The 17,682-nt window shown below is 43.7% G+C and carries 15 protein-coding genes and 1 other RNA gene; all 16 read right to left on the bottom strand.

All coding sequences use genetic code 11. The annotated features are described in order from the left end of the window. Entirely contained in the window at positions 1-1,767 is a 1,767-nt protein-coding gene (locus tag V6259_RS03245) for a peptidoglycan D,D-transpeptidase FtsI family protein (protein WP_341583293.1), read from the bottom strand. Next, positions 1,764-2,048, bottom strand: a complete 285-nt coding sequence (gene ftsL, locus V6259_RS03250) for a cell division protein FtsL (protein WP_240536985.1) — start codon at positions 2,046-2,048, stop codon at positions 1,764-1,766. The genes V6259_RS03245 and ftsL overlap by 4 nt, the downstream gene beginning before the upstream one ends. Beyond that, positions 2,041-2,979 (bottom strand): 16S rRNA (cytosine(1402)-N(4))-methyltransferase RsmH, encoded by a 939-nt coding sequence (gene rsmH / locus V6259_RS03255; protein ID WP_341583294.1) that lies wholly within the window; start codon positions 2,977-2,979, stop codon positions 2,041-2,043. Before rsmH ends, ftsL begins: the two co-directional genes overlap by 8 nt. Then, positions 2,976-3,431 carry a division/cell wall cluster transcriptional repressor MraZ gene (mraZ, locus tag V6259_RS03260; protein ID WP_133011113.1) on the bottom strand — a complete coding sequence of 152 codons (456 nt, stop codon included), beginning with the start codon at positions 3,429-3,431 and terminating at the stop codon, positions 2,976-2,978. Before mraZ ends, rsmH begins: the two co-directional genes overlap by 4 nt. A 612-nt stretch (positions 3,432-4,043) precedes the next feature. Further along, positions 4,044-4,390, bottom strand: an RNA gene (gene rnpB / locus V6259_RS03265) — RNase P RNA component class A. Positions 4,391-4,477: 87 nt separating this feature from the next. Further along, a complete protein-coding gene (locus V6259_RS03270) occupies positions 4,478-5,824 on the bottom strand; it encodes a HAMP domain-containing sensor histidine kinase (RefSeq protein WP_341583295.1) in 1,347 nt (448 codons plus the stop codon). Positions 5,825-5,830: 6 nt separating this feature from the next. Next, positions 5,831-6,529, bottom strand: a complete 699-nt coding sequence (locus tag V6259_RS03275; protein WP_133011111.1) for a response regulator transcription factor — start codon at positions 6,527-6,529, stop codon at positions 5,831-5,833. A 206-nt stretch (positions 6,530-6,735) separates the two neighbouring features. After that, positions 6,736-8,034, bottom strand: coding sequence for an adenylosuccinate synthase (locus V6259_RS03280; protein ID WP_341583432.1), 1,299 nt, complete (start codon positions 8,032-8,034; stop codon positions 6,736-6,738). Positions 8,035-8,071: 37 nt separating this feature from the next. Then, positions 8,072-9,247: an ATP phosphoribosyltransferase regulatory subunit gene (locus tag V6259_RS03285; RefSeq protein ID WP_341583296.1), complete on the bottom strand. Its 1,176-nt coding sequence runs from the start codon at positions 9,245-9,247 to the stop codon at positions 8,072-8,074. Positions 9,248-9,569: 322 nt separating this feature from the next. Beyond that, a complete protein-coding gene (gene hflC / locus V6259_RS03290) occupies positions 9,570-10,451 on the bottom strand; it encodes a protease modulator HflC (protein WP_133011109.1) in 882 nt (293 codons plus the stop codon). Further along, positions 10,451-11,698, bottom strand: a complete 1,248-nt coding sequence (gene hflK / locus V6259_RS03295) for an FtsH protease activity modulator HflK (RefSeq protein ID WP_341583297.1) — start codon at positions 11,696-11,698, stop codon at positions 10,451-10,453. The genes hflC and hflK overlap by 1 nt, the downstream gene beginning before the upstream one ends. 41 nt (positions 11,699-11,739) lie before the next feature. Next, positions 11,740-13,032 (bottom strand): ribosome rescue GTPase HflX, encoded by a 1,293-nt coding sequence (hflX, locus tag V6259_RS03300; protein WP_133011107.1) that lies wholly within the window; start codon positions 13,030-13,032, stop codon positions 11,740-11,742. Positions 13,033-13,067: 35 nt separating this feature from the next. Then, positions 13,068-13,313: an RNA chaperone Hfq gene (gene hfq, locus V6259_RS03305; RefSeq protein WP_133011106.1), complete on the bottom strand. Its 246-nt coding sequence runs from the start codon at positions 13,311-13,313 to the stop codon at positions 13,068-13,070. 90 nt (positions 13,314-13,403) lie between these two features. Further along, positions 13,404-14,336, bottom strand: coding sequence for a tRNA (adenosine(37)-N6)-dimethylallyltransferase MiaA (miaA, locus tag V6259_RS03310; protein ID WP_341583298.1), 933 nt, complete (start codon positions 14,334-14,336; stop codon positions 13,404-13,406). 1 nt (position 14,337) lies between these two features. Beyond that, positions 14,338-16,290, bottom strand: coding sequence for a DNA mismatch repair endonuclease MutL (gene mutL / locus V6259_RS03315; RefSeq protein ID WP_341583299.1), 1,953 nt, complete (start codon positions 16,288-16,290; stop codon positions 14,338-14,340). A gap of 54 nt (positions 16,291-16,344) precedes the next feature. Next, on the bottom strand, positions 16,345-17,673 hold the full coding sequence (locus tag V6259_RS03320) for an N-acetylmuramoyl-L-alanine amidase (RefSeq protein ID WP_133011103.1): 1,329 nt from the start codon (positions 17,671-17,673) through the stop codon (positions 16,345-16,347). Positions 17,674-17,682 lie beyond the last annotated feature (9 nt).

Raw genomic sequence — 17,682 nt, forward strand, 5'->3', positions numbered from 1 at the left:
TTAATTCCCTAGCGCCACTCGATATGGAGCCTTCTTACTTTCAAGACGAACTTCACGAAGACCATCAGGTAAATCTGGTGGAACATTCAACGTAGTCAAAGCACTTTCCATCACTCGAGAAAATACTGGCGCCGCCACTTCGCCACCATAATATTTCCGACCTTTAGGATCATTAACAATAACAACCATCGCTAACCTTGGATTAGAAGCGGGAGCAAAACCAGCAAACATAGAGTTATACTGATCATATTCATAGCCTTTAGACCCAACCCTATGAACCGTTCCTGTTTTACCCGCCACGCTATAACCAGGCACTTGAGCTAACTTACCTGAGCCACGCTGAACAACCGCCTCCATCATTTTAGTAACATTTTTCGCAACACTACGCGGAATAATTTGCTTGCCTACAGGACGCGAGTCTTGCTTGAAAATAGTCACTGGAACACGAGAACCATTGTTCGCCAACGTCATGTAAGCTTGCGCTAATTGCAGTGCGGAAACAGACAAGCCATAACCATAAGACAGTGTAGCAACTTCAGAAGGGTGCCATTTTGGATGAGATGGTAAATTCCCCGTTGCTTCACCTGGAAAACCAATCCCTACAGGAGAGCCAAAACCCAACTCATAATCTATATTCCAAATTGCATCCTGCGGAAGCGAAAAGGCAATTTTAGTTGCCCCAACGTTACTGGATTTTACCAATAAGGTTTCTAAATTGATTTTTCCATAATTGCCTTCATCACGAATCGTAAAACGACCAATACGCAAATAGCCCGGCGCAGTATTAATAATAGATTCCGTATTATACTGCCCTGACATTAGCGCAGCAGACACAGTGAAAGGCTTCATCGTGGAACCAGGCTCAAAGAGATCAATAACGGCTCGATTTCGCAATTCATCGTATTCCATCGTAGATCGATCATTCGGATTGTAAGATGGCTGATTAACCATCGCTAGAATCTCACCGGTTTTTACATCTAAAATCACAGCGGATGCGGATGTGGCATGGTGTTCAGTTACGGCTGCTTTAAGCTCTCTATAAGCTAAATACTGTAAGCGTAAATCAATACTAAGCTCAATATTCTGACCAGGACGCTCTTGTTCATCTTCTCCTATAGAACGAAGAACATTGCCATTTAGATCCTTTAAGAAAGTTCGCTTACCTGGCGTACCGTGTAATGCTTTATCGTACGCCAGTTCAATGCCTTCCTGCCCTTTATCATCGATATTGGTAAAACCAACAACTTGAGCCGCCACTTCACCAGCTGGATAAAAGCGTTTATATTCTTTTGTTTTGCTGACGCCCACAATATGAGCCGCCATAATTCTATCCGCATCATCAGGGGCAACTTGTCTCTTCAGGTACATATAAGAGCGAGACTTATTACTTTTAAACTTATCTTCCAGCCACGCAGCACCAACACCCATAGCAACCGCAAGACGTTTTATTTCCTGACCTGGAGTGCGCCCTTGCTGTGGATCTTGATCCATATTCCAAAGCGCTTTAGGATTGGCAATCAAAGTCCATGTCGGCGTACTGACCGCCAAAGGCTCACCACGGCGATCTAAAATCATGCCCCTCGTCGCAGGAATTGACTCACTTCTGACCGCCCTCATCTCACCTTGATTCTGCAAAAACTCTTTATCAAGTACGGTAAGATAAAAAAGACGACCGCCAGCAACTAGAAACAACACTAGTGCAATAGCGTAGACAAATCTAAACCGCCACTTTCCTGGTCGATGATGTGTATCGTTTTTAATATTCATGGTTTAACTATTATCAATTCATCCTGAGAGGGGGAATGCATGTGCAATTTTTTAACGGCAGCCTGCTCTAAACGACTCGGTTGAGTCAGAGCACTTTGTTCTAATAACAGCTGCCCCCATTTAACCTCGTAATTCACCTCATCTTTTTTTAACGCCTGAAGATGAGAAAAATTTGTCCTAAAATCATAAACTTGTATAACAACCGCAATAGATACGATCGACAGAGCAACAACACCAAGGCAGAATGGCCATGGAGAAAACCGTTGCTTAATTTTAATCACTGATACGTTCCAATACGCGCAATACCGCGCTTCGAGATCGAACATTGTCACTCACTTCTTCTTCTGAAGGTTTTGTCGCTTTGCCTATTGCTTTGAATTTGATATCTAGATGCGCATTTCGAATAGGCAAATGTCGCGGCAACTCAGGACCTTTTGCCTTAAGCTTCATAAAGCGTTTCACCATGCGATCTTCTAGAGAATGGAAACTAATAACCACCAGACGACCACCCACTTTTAAGGATTCTGCCGCCGCCTCTAAGCCAATTTCCAAATCTCCCAATTCGTTATTAATAAAAATACGAATACCTTGGAATGCACGGGTAGCAGGATTTTTCCCTTTCTCCCACGCAGGATTGGCCTCAGCAACCACTTTGGAAAGCTGAAGAGTAGTCAGTATTTTTGTATGTGATCGATATTCACAAATTGCCTTGGCAATTCGACGAGAAAAGCGCTCTTCACCAAATTGATACATTACATCTGCGATTTCTTTTTCAGACGCAACAGCAATCCACTCGGCCGCACTCATCCCTTTATCAGGATTCATACGCATATCAAGCGGACCATCATTCATAAAACTGAAGCCTCGTTCTGCATCATCTATCTGTGGCGATGACACGCCAAGATCCATCATGATACCGTCGACCTTATCGACTCCGAACACGTCATTAATATGGGTCGCCATAGTCGCAAAACTGTCTTGGACAATGGAAAAGCGCGAATCTTCAGACTCAAGCGCCTTACCGAAACCAATTGCCACAGGGTCTTTGTCAAAACCCAGTAATTTTCCGTTATTCAATCGGTCTAGCACTAAGCGGGTATGACCACCGCGACCAAACGTTCCATCAACGTAAAGCCCATCAGCATTAGTAACCAACATATCCACTGACTCATTTAACATGACACTGATATGTTTTGAGGTCGCGTCTGTCATAAAGAGATATCCATCATAGTTTCTGGTTGCAATTCATCGAGTGATTCTTGAGACAAATAGTCATCGCGTTGCGATTCCCACTCATCCTGACTCCAAATTTCTAACTTCTTACCCTGCCCTAGCAAGGTAACTTTGCGATCCAATCTGGCAAATTCGCGCAGTGGAGCGGGCAATAAAATCCTGCCAGCTTTATCTACTTCCAAATCGGTAGCATGCCCTACTAAAAGACGCTGAAGGCGCCTAGCTTGAGGCTGAAAACTGGGTAGCTTGTCTAATTTTTCTTGGATCTGCTCCCACTCAATTAATGGGTATAGCAATAAGCATTTAGAAGCGGGATCGATTGTGACAACCACGCCGTCATCTTCGTATTGAGCGAGTTCATCACGTAGGCGTGCCGGAAGCGACATTCGCCCCTTTACATCCATACTGACTTGATGAATTCCTCGAAACAAAGCTAAACCCCACTTATCTACACTTTATCCCACAATTTAACACTATTTATTAAAAAGAGTAAAAAAAAACACTGTAAATAAGCAAAAATAGATGCAATGTTTCCGTAAAGAGGAATAACAGGTGGTTTTGAGCAGAAAAAGCGCAAAGAAAAGCGAACCATTTTTTAAATGGTGACTTAAAGAGATAGAAAGGGATTATATTTTATAGAAGGGAAGAAAAAGCACGCTAACTGCTAATTCGAACTCTGTCGTGGACAGCCTAACAACCAACCTGTAATCCTTAGCGCCCACACCTAGACCAAAATCGGTGAGCTTATGGCAAATTGATAACGCTTGTTTCGCTGTGTAGCAATGTCTAAGGAATTTAATTTGAGAATATTTATCGCCAATCGCGACAAGAGAATAAGACAAGGGGTATGTTCGGAGGCCAATCTTAATCTTACGAAGTAAGGAGAACATAACGTTCTGAGGAATAACAATGCGAGAGCAGTATGATAACCCTCTGAGAAATACAGGAGGGTAATCTGCTATACCAGCTTTGCTCCATCAGTTTAACCCTGTCAAAAAGGTCGTTACTTACTGATGAACAAAAAGCTGGTAAACAAAAATTAGTGTGCAAGTTGGCCGATAAGCCGGGTTCTGTCGTGGACAGTCATTCATCTAATCCGTACATCACTGCACGTCTCTAGCAACCTACCCGAACTCAGCGCGGGTCACGCCAAAGAGTTCCTATTTGGTCTTGCTTCAAGTGGGGTTTACCTTGCCACGAACTGTTACCAGTCGCGCGGTGCGCTCTTACCGCACCATTTCAACCTTACCGGTAGTAAACTACTTAGGCGGTTTATTTTCTGCTGCACTTTCCGTAGGCTCACGCCCCCCAGGAATTACCTGGCACTTTACCCTGCGAAGCCCGGACTTTCCTCCCCCTCTTACGAGGCGGCGACTGCCTAGCCAACTTGCGGCGTGGATATTACTTACCTCACTAAAAAATAACAAGAACTTTCTTCCCTACTAACTAACAGCTAAGGAAAAAAGTAACAAACAGGTTATACCAGCGGAATTTTAAAGCAAACTTCCAAACCACCTTGCGGACGGTTTTTCGCTTCTATACACCCTTTATGAGCATGAATAATGCGCTTTGATATCGTTAAGCCAACACCAAAACCACCACTATTTGCTTCCCTAGCTTCAGAAGATCGATAAAAAGCGTGAAATATTTTTTCCAATTTTTCTTCTGGAACGCCCGGCCCATTGTCACGCACATAAATAAGCGCGTTACCTTCTTTTTCTTCGGTTGCCACTTCTATGACACCACCTTCACCTGCATAAAAACACGCATTGCGCAGAACGTTCTCAATAGCGTGACGCAACTGCAAAGGATCACCCAACAAGGTTTTCGGTAAATCTCCTGACTTAGTCACAGAAATACCTTTAAGCTGACTTTCAAAACTCACATCTGCAACAATTTCATCTAGCCATTCTTGTAAATGCACAGTCTCTTTGCTTAACGCGGCAGCCTCAAGACGACTCAAGGTCAAGACCTGACCAATCAACTCATCTAATTCATGAAGCTCCGTACGAATTCGGCAAAGGTAACTTTTTTGAGTTTCAAGCCCATGCTTATCTTCTGCGATAGTGAGTGCGACTTCCATTCGAGCAAGCGGCGTCCTTAACTCATGAGAAACATCTCGCATCAAACGCTCTTTAGAGGATAAAAGAGTCTCAATGCGCACCGCCATCTCATTAAACTCTTGAGCCAACTTACCAACCGCATCACTCCGCCTAGCCAGCTTATCCTCAACACGCGCCGACATATCACCCTGACCAAACAACCTAGCCACTCGCTGCAGCTTAAGCAAGGGCCCTAGAAGCCAATAAGCCAACACGCCACTAGACACTAACAAGCCTAATAGCGACAGCGCTATCACCAAACCAGGCGCTAAAGAATCGATTTCAGGATTAGGGCGAAAGATCAGCAAATACTGAACATTATTCGCACCAATCACCTGTATAAACTGACTATGAAGGAAATCCGCTGAAGGACGACCATCCGCCCGAGGGCGCGCACCCGCCTTGCCTAGTTCAGTACTTGAATCAGCACCATCAGTTTCTCGGAAATTCTTTGGCAGAGGCTTAAGCAAAGGCTTACCGTTTTCCTGATAGAGATAAATACTACCGGACAAACGTTTTTCAGCCTTTTCCGCCTCTTCTTTTAATGCCGCTAAACCAAACTTTTCGTACCCTGCTACCAGCTGAACACCAATATCACCTAGTAAATCAGCAGACACCTGGTTGTGTTTCTGGACAAACTCAACAATGGTTAAACCAATACTTACTACAACAGTATTGGATAACAAGACAACCAGAAACACTCGCAAAAAAGTACTTTTCATAAAAAACTAGATACCCTGTTCGCTTGCCACAAAAATATAACCAACACCACGAACAGTTTTAATTCTTGGATCGCCATTTTCTAAGTTGCCGATCTTTTTGCGCAAATTACTGATATGCATATCCAAACTACGATCATACATGGTCAACTTGCGACCCAATGCTTTTTCAGATAATTCCTGCTTAGTTAACACCTGACCTGGCGCCATCAACATGCACTCTAACAAGGTGTATTCAGACGTCGTCAATTCAACCAACTCACCTTCTAGGAATACGCTGCGATCTTTACGACGCAAAAGAACACCGGATAACTCAATATCAGCGGTTGGGTCATCTTCCTTTTCCTGGCTAGCACGACGCAAAATCGCTTTAATGCGAGCTAGCAATTCTCGTGGATTAAAAGGTTTAGACAAATAATCATCAGCCCCCATTTCCAAACCAAGAATACGGTCTATGTCGTCACCTTTTGCTGTTAGCATAATGACAGGCACCGAGCTTTTGTTTCGGATTTGCTTAAGTGTTTCAAAACCATCGAGCTCAGGCATCATGACATCAAGGATAACAATATCCGGCATATCCGCTGCCATTAATTCTAAAGCTTCTCTCCCATTCCATGCGTGAGCAACTTCGTAACCTTCACCATCAAAATATTCTTTGATTAAATCAGATAAACGAGCATCATCATCCGCTAATAACAACTTCATCATAGTTACCTTATCTCTTTTCAAATAGGTTTATTCTTTTACGACACGTATGCGTTCGCAATATCAATTGTAAATATTACCTTAGCCACAAAAAAAGACCTCACTCCATTTTCACTCTATTTACAATTCATACTAATAAATGACTTCTTATCGCTAAAATCAAACAAAAAAAGCCGCTGATGCGGCTTTTTTATAAGTTTCACAAGCAATTAGCTTTTGAAAGGGTCACGCATAACGATTGTTTCGTTACGATCAGGACCGGTTGAAATGATATCAACTGGGATACCAACATGCTCTTCTAAGAAGCGAATGTAGTCTTGAGCATTCTTAGGCAGTGCTTCAAAGTTTTCAGCACCAACCGTTGACTCACTCCAGCCTGGCAATTCAACATAAACAGGACGCGCCTGTTCATAGCCTTCACTATCAACCAATGAACCTACTACTGGCTCACCATTCGCGCTCTCGTAAGAAACACAAACCTTGATAACACTAGAACCATCTAGCACATCAAGCTTGGTCAAACACATACCAGAAACAGAACTGATTTGAACAGCATGACGAACAGCAACAGCATCAAACCAACCACAACGACGTGAACGCCCAGTAGTTGCTCCAAACTCATGCCCACGAGTACCTAAACGCTCGCCATCTTCATCAAACAACTCAGTTGGGAAAGGACCAGAACCAACGCGAGTTGTATACGCTTTAGTAATACCCAGTACATAATCCAAATACAAAGGACCAAACCCAGTACCCGCTGGCGCACCACCGGCTGTTGTATTAGATGACGTTACATAAGGGTATGTACCGTGATCAACATCTAGCAACGAGCCTTGAGCACCTTCGAACATAATGTTCGCGCCGGATTTTCTCAAATCATGAAGAAGAGTAATAGTATCTGCAACCATAGGGCGCAAGAATTCAGCCATTTCCAAGCCTTCAGCGTAAACCGCTTCGTAGGAAATAGGCTCAACTTTATGGTAATTAGTCAGGATAAAGTTGTAGTACTCTAGCACTTCTTTTAATTTGGCAGCAAAGCGTTTCGAATCAAGCAAGTCACCAACACGAATGGCACGGCGAGCTACTTTATCTTCGTAAGCCGGTCCGATACCGCGACCTGTTGTACCAATTTTCATCTCGCCTTTTGCAAGCTCACGAGCTTGGTCCATGGCAATATGGTAAGGAAGAATCAAAGGGCAAGCCGCACTTATTTTAAGACGGTTAACCGCAGGAACGCCTTGCGCCTCAAGATCAAGTACTTCTTTTTTAAGCGCAGCAGGAGAAAGAACAACCCCATTACCAATAACGCAATCAACACCTTCACGCAAAATACCGGAAGGAATCAAATGAAGGACTGTTTTTTTGCCGTCAATCACCAATGTATGACCCGCATTGTGGCCACCTTGAAAACGCACTACAGCAGCAACGTCTTCAGTCAGTAAATCAACAACCTTACCCTTACCTTCGTCACCCCATTGGGTGCCTAAAATAACAACATTTTTACCCATAATCTCAGGTCTCATTTTGATAGTTCTTAAAGAAAGTCTATTTTTCGACAGGCACAAGCTGCCAAGTATCGCCAATAAAAGCCAACGTGAAATCTATGGCGTCAACACAACCATCATCCAGCGCTTCAATAACGCGATACCCTTGTGATCGTAATGAGTTTACTTTTGCCCACAGCTCATCACTTACACAAATAGGAGACAACACAGTCTTTGGCGCAGCAATATCAATATTTGCCAGTGCAACCAAAGCCTTAACATCAGTACTAAAACCTGTCGCTGGACGGGAACGCCCAAATACATGCCCAATATTGTTATAACGACCACCTCGGGCGATAGCATTACCATGCCCAGGAAGATAGGCCGCAAAAAGCAAACCAGTGTGATAGCTATAAGAAACCAAGTCACTTAAATCAAAGTGCAACCCTATGCTTGGGTAACGGCGAGTAACAACATCACTCACACTCTTCAACAGAACCAGTGCATCATCAATAGAATCACTAATACCGCCTAATCCTTTGACCGCAGCATCAAGCACTTCAACGCCACCACATAACCGCGGCAAAAGAGCCAACCAGCCGGACTGAGTCGAACTAACCTGCAAACCTTTTACAAAAGCATCTAGCTCAGGAAGGTCTTTCGCATTATAAAGTTCGAGCAGCTTAGCTTCTTGGTCATCAGATAAGTCACAAGCAACCAACACGCCTCTAACAATATCTACATGACTAAGATCCAGCACAAGATTAGATAGGCCTGCAGCGAAAAGCGTTTCCAACATCAAAGACAAGACTTCGATATCACTTTCCAATCCACCATGACCATACAATTCTGCGCCGAGCTGAATAGGGCTACGAGTGCCATCTAAACCGGCAGGCATTGTCCGCAAGACACTACCGCAATAACTTAAACGCTGGACACCCTCACCTTTAAGGCAATGAGCATCGATGCGTGAAACCTGCGATGTAAAATCGGCACGAACCCCCATCAGACGACCTGAAAGCTGGTCAATCACCTTAAAAGTTTCGAGTTCAAGGTCTGATCCAGCACCGATAAGAAGGGAATCTAAGTATTCTAAGAGAGGCGGGATTACAAGATGATAGCCCCAGCTTTCATGGAGATTCAGCAGGGTTCTTCGAAGATGTTCAATTTTAGCGGCCTGTTCAGGCAGCGCTTCATCGACACCTTCCGGAAGCAACCAACGATCTGCTAATGTCATTAATCTATATCCTCTTAGCTTCGAGTCAGCAAAAGGAGCACTAATCCAAGGAAGATACTAATCGAACCCAGAATACGTAAATTCACATTAGAATTCACGACCACTTTCACCATGTTTTTCTCCTCCAATCGGGAGCCAAAAACGGCAAAAAACCTTCGGCGATCAATAACAGGCTGACAGCAAAAAATAGCGGCTGCAACAGCTCCTGCATAGACTCTCTTTATTTTGACCATTAAAAAACCGGGCATAACCCGGTTTGTGTAATGATACCATGTTTCCTATTTCAACAAATAGGCTTCACGATCCATTATTTTTGAATATTTCACCCTTTTTTAGAAGCGGTAGAACTATTCAAATATTTAAAGAATTCACTATCTGGGCTCAGGATAAACAGATCTTTCTTACCTTCAAAGCTATCTCGGTAAGCCTGAAGACTACGATAGAAATCATAAAACTCAGGATCTTGCTTATACACTTTAGAGTAAATTGCCGCAGCTTTTGCATCGCCATCACCACGAATCATCTCTGCATCACGCTGAGCTTCCGCTTCAAGCACAACACGCTGACGATCTGCATCGGCACGAATACCTTCTGCTAACTCAAGACCTTTCGATCTATGCTCGCGAGCCTCACGCTCACGCTCAGTTCTCATACGCTGGTAAACAGACTCACTAACATCGGGCGGCAATTCAATTCGCTTCACTCGAATGTCAACAATCTTAATACCCAACTCAGATTGAGCCACTTTATCCAAACTGTCACGAAGCTCGGTCATCAGCTGATCTCGCTGACCAGACACAACTTCATTCATAGTTCGCTCACCAAACTGATTTCGTAGCCCTGTATCGACTCGAGAAGAAAGCACTCGATTCGCAACCACTACATCACCTGATGTTGCTTGATAAAATTTAGCAACAGATTCAATCTTCCATTTAACATAAGAATCAACAATAACGGCCTTTTTCTCCAACGTTAAATAACGCTGAGGACGAGAGTCCATTGTCAAAATCCTTGCATCAAACGTCTTCACTTCATTAACAATGGGGATTTTAAAGTGGAGACCAGGCTTAACGTCTGCATCTACAATTTCACCAAACTTAAGAACCACTGCTCGTTGTGTTTCTTTCACAACATACAGAGTTTGTGAAGCAACTAAGATAGCAACTAGAGCAGCAAACAGAATTGAAAAAGAAAGTCCTTTCATTAGTTTCTCCCCTGTCTACTTGCCGCTGTACCTTGGCGTTTACTCAATTCATTAATAACTTGGTCTGTCAAAGAACTAACGCTTCCAGAATCAAGAGATTTAACATCTATTTTTCCAGCCGAAGCCTGATTTTTCATCAACTGATCAATTGGCAGGTACATCATATTATTGCCGCCTTTTGTATCAACAACGACTTTGTTGGTATCTTTATAAACAGATTCCATCGTTTCAATGTATAGACGTTGACGCGTCACATCTGGCGCTTTCACATACTCGCGGTATAAGCGATCAAAACGATCGGCCTGACCACTTGCACGAGCAACAATCTCAGAACGATAGGCTTCAGCTTCTTCACGAATACGCTGAGCATTACCACGCGCTTCCGGAATAATACCATTTGCGTACGATTCAGCTTCGTTGCGGACACGCAATTCATCTTCTTTCGCTTTGATAACGTCATCAAACGCCTCTTGCACCTGAGTTGGCGCCTGAGTGTTTTCAACGTTTACCTTGGAAATCAACAAACCTGTACCGTATGCATTATTATAATCCTGCAGACGAGTTTTCACTTCAGATGCCAACAATTCGCGGCCTTCAGTTAAAATCTGGTCCATTTCAGAACTACCAACAACATGACGCAATGCGCTTTCTGTCGCTTGAGCCAATGACTCTTCAGGATCTTTAACATTCAGTAAGAAGTCTTTTGGATTCTCTACTGAATACTGAACAGAAACACTAACATCTACGATGTTATCATCAACGGTCAACATCAATGCTTTGTGATCATGAGAACGTACTTTCGTTACGTTCACCTTGCTCACAGAATCAATCATGGCTGGATTCCAATGCAGACCAGGCATTACGGTTTCGTAATATTTACCCAATCTCAAAACAACCCCACGCTCCTGCTGATCAACCTGATAAACGCCTGATGCGCCCCAGAGACCAATAATAGCGACAAGCACTATAGCAATTAAACTACCGCTCAATTTGCCAGGAAATCCTGAATCACTACCACCGCCAGAACCGCCTTTACGACTTTTCTTAACGCCTAGCATTCCCATTAATTTTTTGAACGCTTCTTCTAAATCTGGTGGACTTTGATCTTTACCACCTGATGGACGACCCCATGGATCATTACTATTGGTATCCTTATCACGACCGTCATCAGGGCGATCGCCACTGTTACGATTCTTATCTGGATTCCATGGGTCCTTGTCGTTATTACCCGGTTCATTCCAGGCCATACTACGTCTCCACTTTATTTTAATGATAATCAAATATTGATTTAGGCTGTTTCAATCTGATCTTCAGACATTTCAGCACGCGACAATATTTGTAAATAGTCTTTTTTCGGCAATCTAATTTCTAACACGGACTGACCAAATTCATCGTAGCGCTCAGAACGAACCGCTCCATGTTCAAACAGCATCGCTCTTAAACGACCATGCTCACCTGGCAACACCAGTGTTTCATTGAGTACATCTTCAGCTAAAAGTTCCGCAATTGCCTGCTCTAATAAATCAATTCCTACGCCATCACGTGCAGATACCCACACTCGGATAGGCTTACCATCGATATCTCGATCTATACGAGGCTCACAGGTTGGCAACATATCGATTTTATTATAGATTTTCAGCAACGGAACCTCATCGGCTCCAATTTCTTTTAGCACACTATCTACTTCAGCAATATTTGCATCCCGAGAGATATCTGCCGCATCAACAATATGTAAGAGCAAATCCGCTTCAGCAGACTCTTTCAATGTCGCCTGAAACGCCTTCACCAAACGGTGCGGTAACTGACGAATAAAACCTACCGTATCCGCTAATATGACCGTACCTATTTGCTCAATATCTAAGCGTCTTAACGTAGGATCCAAGGTCGCAAAAAGTTGATCGGCTGCATATACCTCAGCACCAGTCGCTCGATTAAACAAGGTTGACTTTCCGGCATTGGTATACCCGACTAATGACACGGTCGCTACCGATGAGCGCGTACGCGCTCGACGACTTTGATCGCGCTGAGCACCTACTTTATCTAGACGTTTTTGAATCGCCTTGATGCGCTCACGTAATAATCGGCGGTCTGTTTCAAGCTGAGTTTCACCTGGACCACCACGCATGCCGATACCGCCTTTCTGGCGTTCCAAGTGAGTCCAGCCTTTAACGAGTCTTGTCGACATATGTTGAAGCTGAGCTAATTCAACTTGTAACTTACCTTCATGGGATCGTGCGCGCTGACCAAAAATGTCCAAAATTAAGCCAGTGCGATCAAGCACACGACAATTTAAGAAACTTTCAATATTTCGCTCTTGGGAAGGAGATAGCACATGATCAAAAAGGACAACTTCTGCCCCTTCTCGATCTATTATGCTTTTAATTTCACTTAATTTGCCACTACCGACAAAGTACTTCGAATCTGGGCGTTGGCGAGACCCTGTCACTACAGCAATAGGGTCTGCTCCAGCAGAGAGGGCAAGTTCTATAAACTCTTCAGGTCCATAGGATTCACGCTGATCGTGAAACTCCATATGAACCAATACAGCCATTTCACCACTATCGGGGCGTTCAAAAAACAAATCTATATTCCTCAGTTTGCCCTGTTAACAGCAAACTATTCAGTAGCATCTTCCGGCAGATCAGGAGACGGGACGCGTATAGTACGAGAAGGCACAACAGTAGAAATGGCGTGTTTGTACACCATCTGACTTACCGTGTTTTTCAGCAGAATCACAAACTGATCAAATGACTCGATTTGGCCTTGAAGTTTAATACCATTTACAAGAAAGATAGATACAGGCACTCTCTCTTTACGTAAAACATTTAGATAAGGGTCTTGTAATGATTGCCCTTTCGACATTGGAATCTCCTTAAGCATGCGCAAAAAAAATAAAATTAATCTTAGTAAAACAATACGGTAGATAGTACACGAAAACTTTCTGCACTTCCCCTATATAATCCTGCTTTCTATGTAATTCAAGGTCTGAGGAATAAGATCTTTTGCTAAACTATCGAAAATCATCAAATCCTCCCACCCTCGTAACCAAGTTAGCTGCCTTTTTGCCAATTGGCGAGTAGCAACCACACCTTTAAAGATAGCATCTTCAAGCAAATCGTCACCATTTAAATACCCCCACAACTGGCGATAACCAACACATCTCATTGAAGGAAGGTCAATTGATAAATCACCACGATGATATAAGGACTCAACTTCTTGCAAAAAACCTTGTTGCATCATGTCATTAAAGCGCTGTTCAATGCGTGCATGCAGTACGCTTCGCTCTTGTGGCATAACCGCTATATTCACCATATTAAATGGCAATGCAACAGGCTCTTGCTCTGCCCACCACTGAGTCATCGACCGACCAGACACTCGATAAACCTCTAGCGCGCGCTGCAACCTTTGTGGATCATTGGGATGAATCCGTAACGCAGATTCAGGGTCAACTCGCGCCAGCTCTTCATGCAGAACCACCCAACCTTTTTTTTGAGCCTCCATTTCGAGAGCCTGACGAATCTCTTCATTAGCACTCGGCAGCGGCGCCAACCCTTTTTGCAGGGCATTGAAATACATCATAGTGCCACCGACTAAAAGCGGGATTTTGCCTTTCGCAAGAATCTCCTGCGAATGAGCAACGGCATCCGTTACAAAATCAGCTGCGGAATAAGACTCTAAAGGATCAATAATATCAATCAATCGATGCGGCGCTACCGCCAAAGTTTCTGTATCGGGTTTCGCCGTACCAATGTCCATGCCTTTATAAACTAAAGCCGAATCAACACTGATAATCTCGTAATTGTGATTTTGAACCAACTCAACAGCCAACCCAGTTTTACCAGAAGCCGTTGGGCCCATAAGACAAACAACACTTGGTTTTGTCACTTTAGCGCCCTCGTAAAAATAATTTATCAAGATCAGACATTGTCATTTGAGTCCAAGTCGGCCGTCCATGATTACATTGACCACTGCGCTCGGTAATTTCCATATCACGCAACAAACTATTCATTTCAGCAATCGTCAATTTGCGATTCGCCCTGACGGCACCATGACAAGACATGGTCGCCATTAACTCATTCGCTCTAGCCTCTAATAGATCCGACACGCCATTAGCAGACAAGTCACTGATTACGTCTCGCACAAGATTCTCAGTGTCTGCTTTAATCAGGATCACAGGCACTTCTCGAACCATGACACTTTCAAGTCCAGTTCTCTCTACCTTAAAACCAAAGGCTGAAAACGCCTCATCGTTTTCTTCGACTAAATCCGCTTCACTTTGCGATACAGACACATTAATTGGCACCAATAATGGCTGAGTAGCGATATTTTTCTCATAAAACGACGTTTTCATTCGCTCATAAACAATACGCTCATGAGCGGCATGCATATCCACCAGAATCAAACCATTTTCACTTTCAGATAGAATATAAACACCATGTAACTGAGCCACTGCAAAACCTAATGGCGGCACCGTTTGATACTCGTCTCTTACACCTTGAGAAAAAACAGATGCGGAGGCCAATCCATTCGATGATGGCGCCTCCCTTTGTAGCGCTTTCTTTTGAATAATCTCCCCAGTTTCAGGGTCAACCACTTCATTGCTAGCCGCTGAGGCGTAGTCGTCAGCATAACCGGACAAACGACGCATACCTTCAAGCTGACCTGATACCTGCCCTGAATCTACTCGTTTTTGCGATGATGCCATCCAGTCATAACTTGTGGCACTGCGATTTGCCAGTGGCAAAGCAGACTGCTCAGTGATGGTAGATTCTTGAGACACGACTCCAGCCGAAGCATTCAAACCCGCGTCACTCGCACCTTCACCTTCTGACTCAGGACGAACATCTGCAATCGCTTTGTGAATACGACTGAACAAGAAATCGTGAACCAATCGTCCATCACGAAAGCGAACTTCATGCTTTGTTGGGTGAACATTTACGTCAACCGTTGCAGGATCTAACTCTAAATACAAAACAAAGGTTGGATGACGGCCGTTATACAACACATCTCGATAAGCCTGCCTGACCGCATGCACAACTAATTTATCCTTAACCACACGCCCATTAACAAAGAAATACTGGAGATCCGCTTGTGATCGTGAAAATGTAGGTAAACCAATCCACCCCCACAAACGAAGACCTGCCGCCTCCACATCAATAGTCAGTGCATTTTCAATAAATTTTTTGCCCAACAAACTGGCAAGCCGATGCTCAGCATGCAATTGATCGGTAACTGGGCGCAGATCATATATTTGCTTACCATTATGACTTAGTCGAAAACCCGTATCATAACGACTTAACGCCAGACGCTTCACCACCTCTTCAAGGTGATTGAATTCAGTTTTTTCCGTGCGCAAAAACTTACGCCGAGCGGGTGTATTAAAAAACAAATCGCAAACATCAATGGTGGTGCCCTGTGGATGGGAAGCTGGACGCATGGTGGTGCTCATATCCTTCCCTTCGGTTTCCACTCGCCACGCCTCTGTTTCACCTTCAGCCTGCGATGTTAAGTGCAAACGAGACACAGAACTAATACTTGCTAAGGCCTCTCCACGAAACCCCAGTGTGCGCACCGCTTCTAAATCGTCTAATGTCACAATTTTACTGGTTGCATGCCGACTTAATGCTAATGAGAGATCTTCTTTTAATATCCCCATACCATTATCACGAATTTTGATGCGTCGCACACCGCCCTGCTCAACATCAATGTCTAGTTGAGTCGCTCCCGCATCTAAGCTATTTTCAAGTAATTCCTTAACCACAGAGGCAGGACGTTCGACCACCTCACCGGCGGCAATTTGGTTAGCTAAACGAGGAGATAAAAGATTAATTCTTTGCATGAACTGCCTTTTATGTAGAAAAGGGCCATACACAATGGTAGACCCATAGAAAAATTAACTTGCAGGAATGAGGAGCTTTTGACCAACCCAAATTACGTCGTTTTTAATCGAATTGGCACCTCTTAATGCATCAAGAGACACTTTATTCCGTCGAGCAATTTCAGATAAGGTATCGCCTTTGGTAACCGTATATTCATAACCGGCATGACGCTGCTGCTGCCAGGCAATTAAACTGCCTTTCGGGGCGTTTTTTGTAAAATAATCTACTATGCCACGCGAAACAGCCGCCGCTAGTTTATAACGATATGTCCTGCTCGATAAATTTTTAGCTTCTGTTCCATTAGATACAAAACCTGTTTCGATAAGAATAGAAGGTATATCTGGCGATTTTAACACAACAAAACCCGCTTGCTGAACCGTGCTTTTATGCAGCTTAGCCACGCCTTCTAAATCACCCAAAACACTTTTCCCAACATTTAAACTCATCTGAATGGTAGAGTTCATCGACATGTCCAACAAGACCTCTGCCAGCAACTGATCTTTATCATCAAGGGAAATACCACCAACCAAATCGGCTGAGTTTTCTTGCTTCGCCAACCAACGTCCCATTTCGGAGCTCTTACCACTTAAAGAAAGCGCCCAAACAGAAGCGCCTCGGGCACTGGCCCTAGTAAAAGAATCTGCATGAATAGACACCATGAGATCAGCATTCGCCTCTCGCGCCACTTTCGAACGGTCACGTAACTTTAAAAAAACATCAGTTGAGCGAGTCAGCACCGCTTTAAACCCTTCTACACTATTAATGCGTCGCGCCAACTCTTTACCAATCGAAAGCACCACATCTTTCTCTCGAACATGGTATTTACCTAACGCTCCAGGGTCTTTACCGCCGTGACCTGGGTCGATGACGATAACAATGTCTCTCTTTTCTTTGGAAATACTCGCTAGGCTTTTGACAACTTTAGTCGTTTGTTGAGCACCATATTCAAGCTCAACTAAAATACGCGGACCATAGGTGCCATTAGCCGGCAATAGAGTACTTTTCGCTTTAGCGTACTGAGAGAGATCAAGAACGAACCGCACACCATCATTGCGGCGCGCGTAACGAACCCTCATCAACACACCCGAAGACACGGCCGACAATCCATTTACAACACTTTCACTCAGGTGCGCTTTACTAATATCAAGCACAATACGATCAGGATTAGACAATGGAAAAAGTCGATAATCTGACGTAGCAGATAACTCAAAAACCAAACGAGTTACGCCATTTTGTTGGGCAACCCGAATATCACGCACCTCTGCTGCCGATGCATTGAAACAAACAAACAACAAAAACAGATTAACAAAAACAAACAAACAAGAACGAAATTTATTATGCATATCAGACAG

The sequence above is a fragment of the Marinomonas sp. TI.3.20 genome (genome assembly GCF_038155025.1).
GTDB lineage: Bacteria > Pseudomonadota > Gammaproteobacteria > Pseudomonadales > Marinomonadaceae > Marinomonas > Marinomonas flavescens.

Bases quoted from the DNA above. Each gene is read 5' to 3' on its own strand.
- hflK (WP_341583297.1), bottom strand. From the start codon at position 11,698: ATGGCCTGGAATGAACCGGGTAATAACGACAAGGACCCATGGAATCCA.
- V6259_RS03270 (WP_341583295.1), bottom strand. From the start codon at position 5,824: ATGAAAAGTACTTTTTTGCGAGTGTTTCTGGTTGTCTTGTTATCCAAT.
- mutL (WP_341583299.1), bottom strand. From the start codon at position 16,290: ATGCAAAGAATTAATCTTTTATCTCCTCGTTTAGCTAACCAAATTGCC.
- V6259_RS03275 (WP_133011111.1), bottom strand. From the start codon at position 6,529: ATGATGAAGTTGTTATTAGCGGATGATGATGCTCGTTTATCTGATTTA.
- V6259_RS03320 (WP_133011103.1), bottom strand. From the start codon at position 17,673: ATGCATAATAAATTTCGTTCTTGTTTGTTTGTTTTTGTTAATCTGTTT.
- rsmH (WP_341583294.1), bottom strand. From the start codon at position 2,979: ATGACAGACGCGACCTCAAAACATATCAGTGTCATGTTAAATGAGTCA.
- hflC (WP_133011109.1), bottom strand. From the start codon at position 10,451: ATGAAAGGACTTTCTTTTTCAATTCTGTTTGCTGCTCTAGTTGCTATC.
- hfq (WP_133011106.1), bottom strand. From the start codon at position 13,313: ATGTCGAAAGGGCAATCATTACAAGACCCTTATCTAAATGTTTTACGT.
- V6259_RS03285 (WP_341583296.1), bottom strand. From the start codon at position 9,247: ATGACATTAGCAGATCGTTGGTTGCTTCCGGAAGGTGTCGATGAAGCG.
- V6259_RS03245 (WP_341583293.1), bottom strand. From the start codon at position 1,767: ATGAATATTAAAAACGATACACATCATCGACCAGGAAAGTGGCGGTTT.
- V6259_RS03280 (WP_341583432.1), bottom strand. From the start codon at position 8,034: ATGGGTAAAAATGTTGTTATTTTAGGCACCCAATGGGGTGACGAAGGT.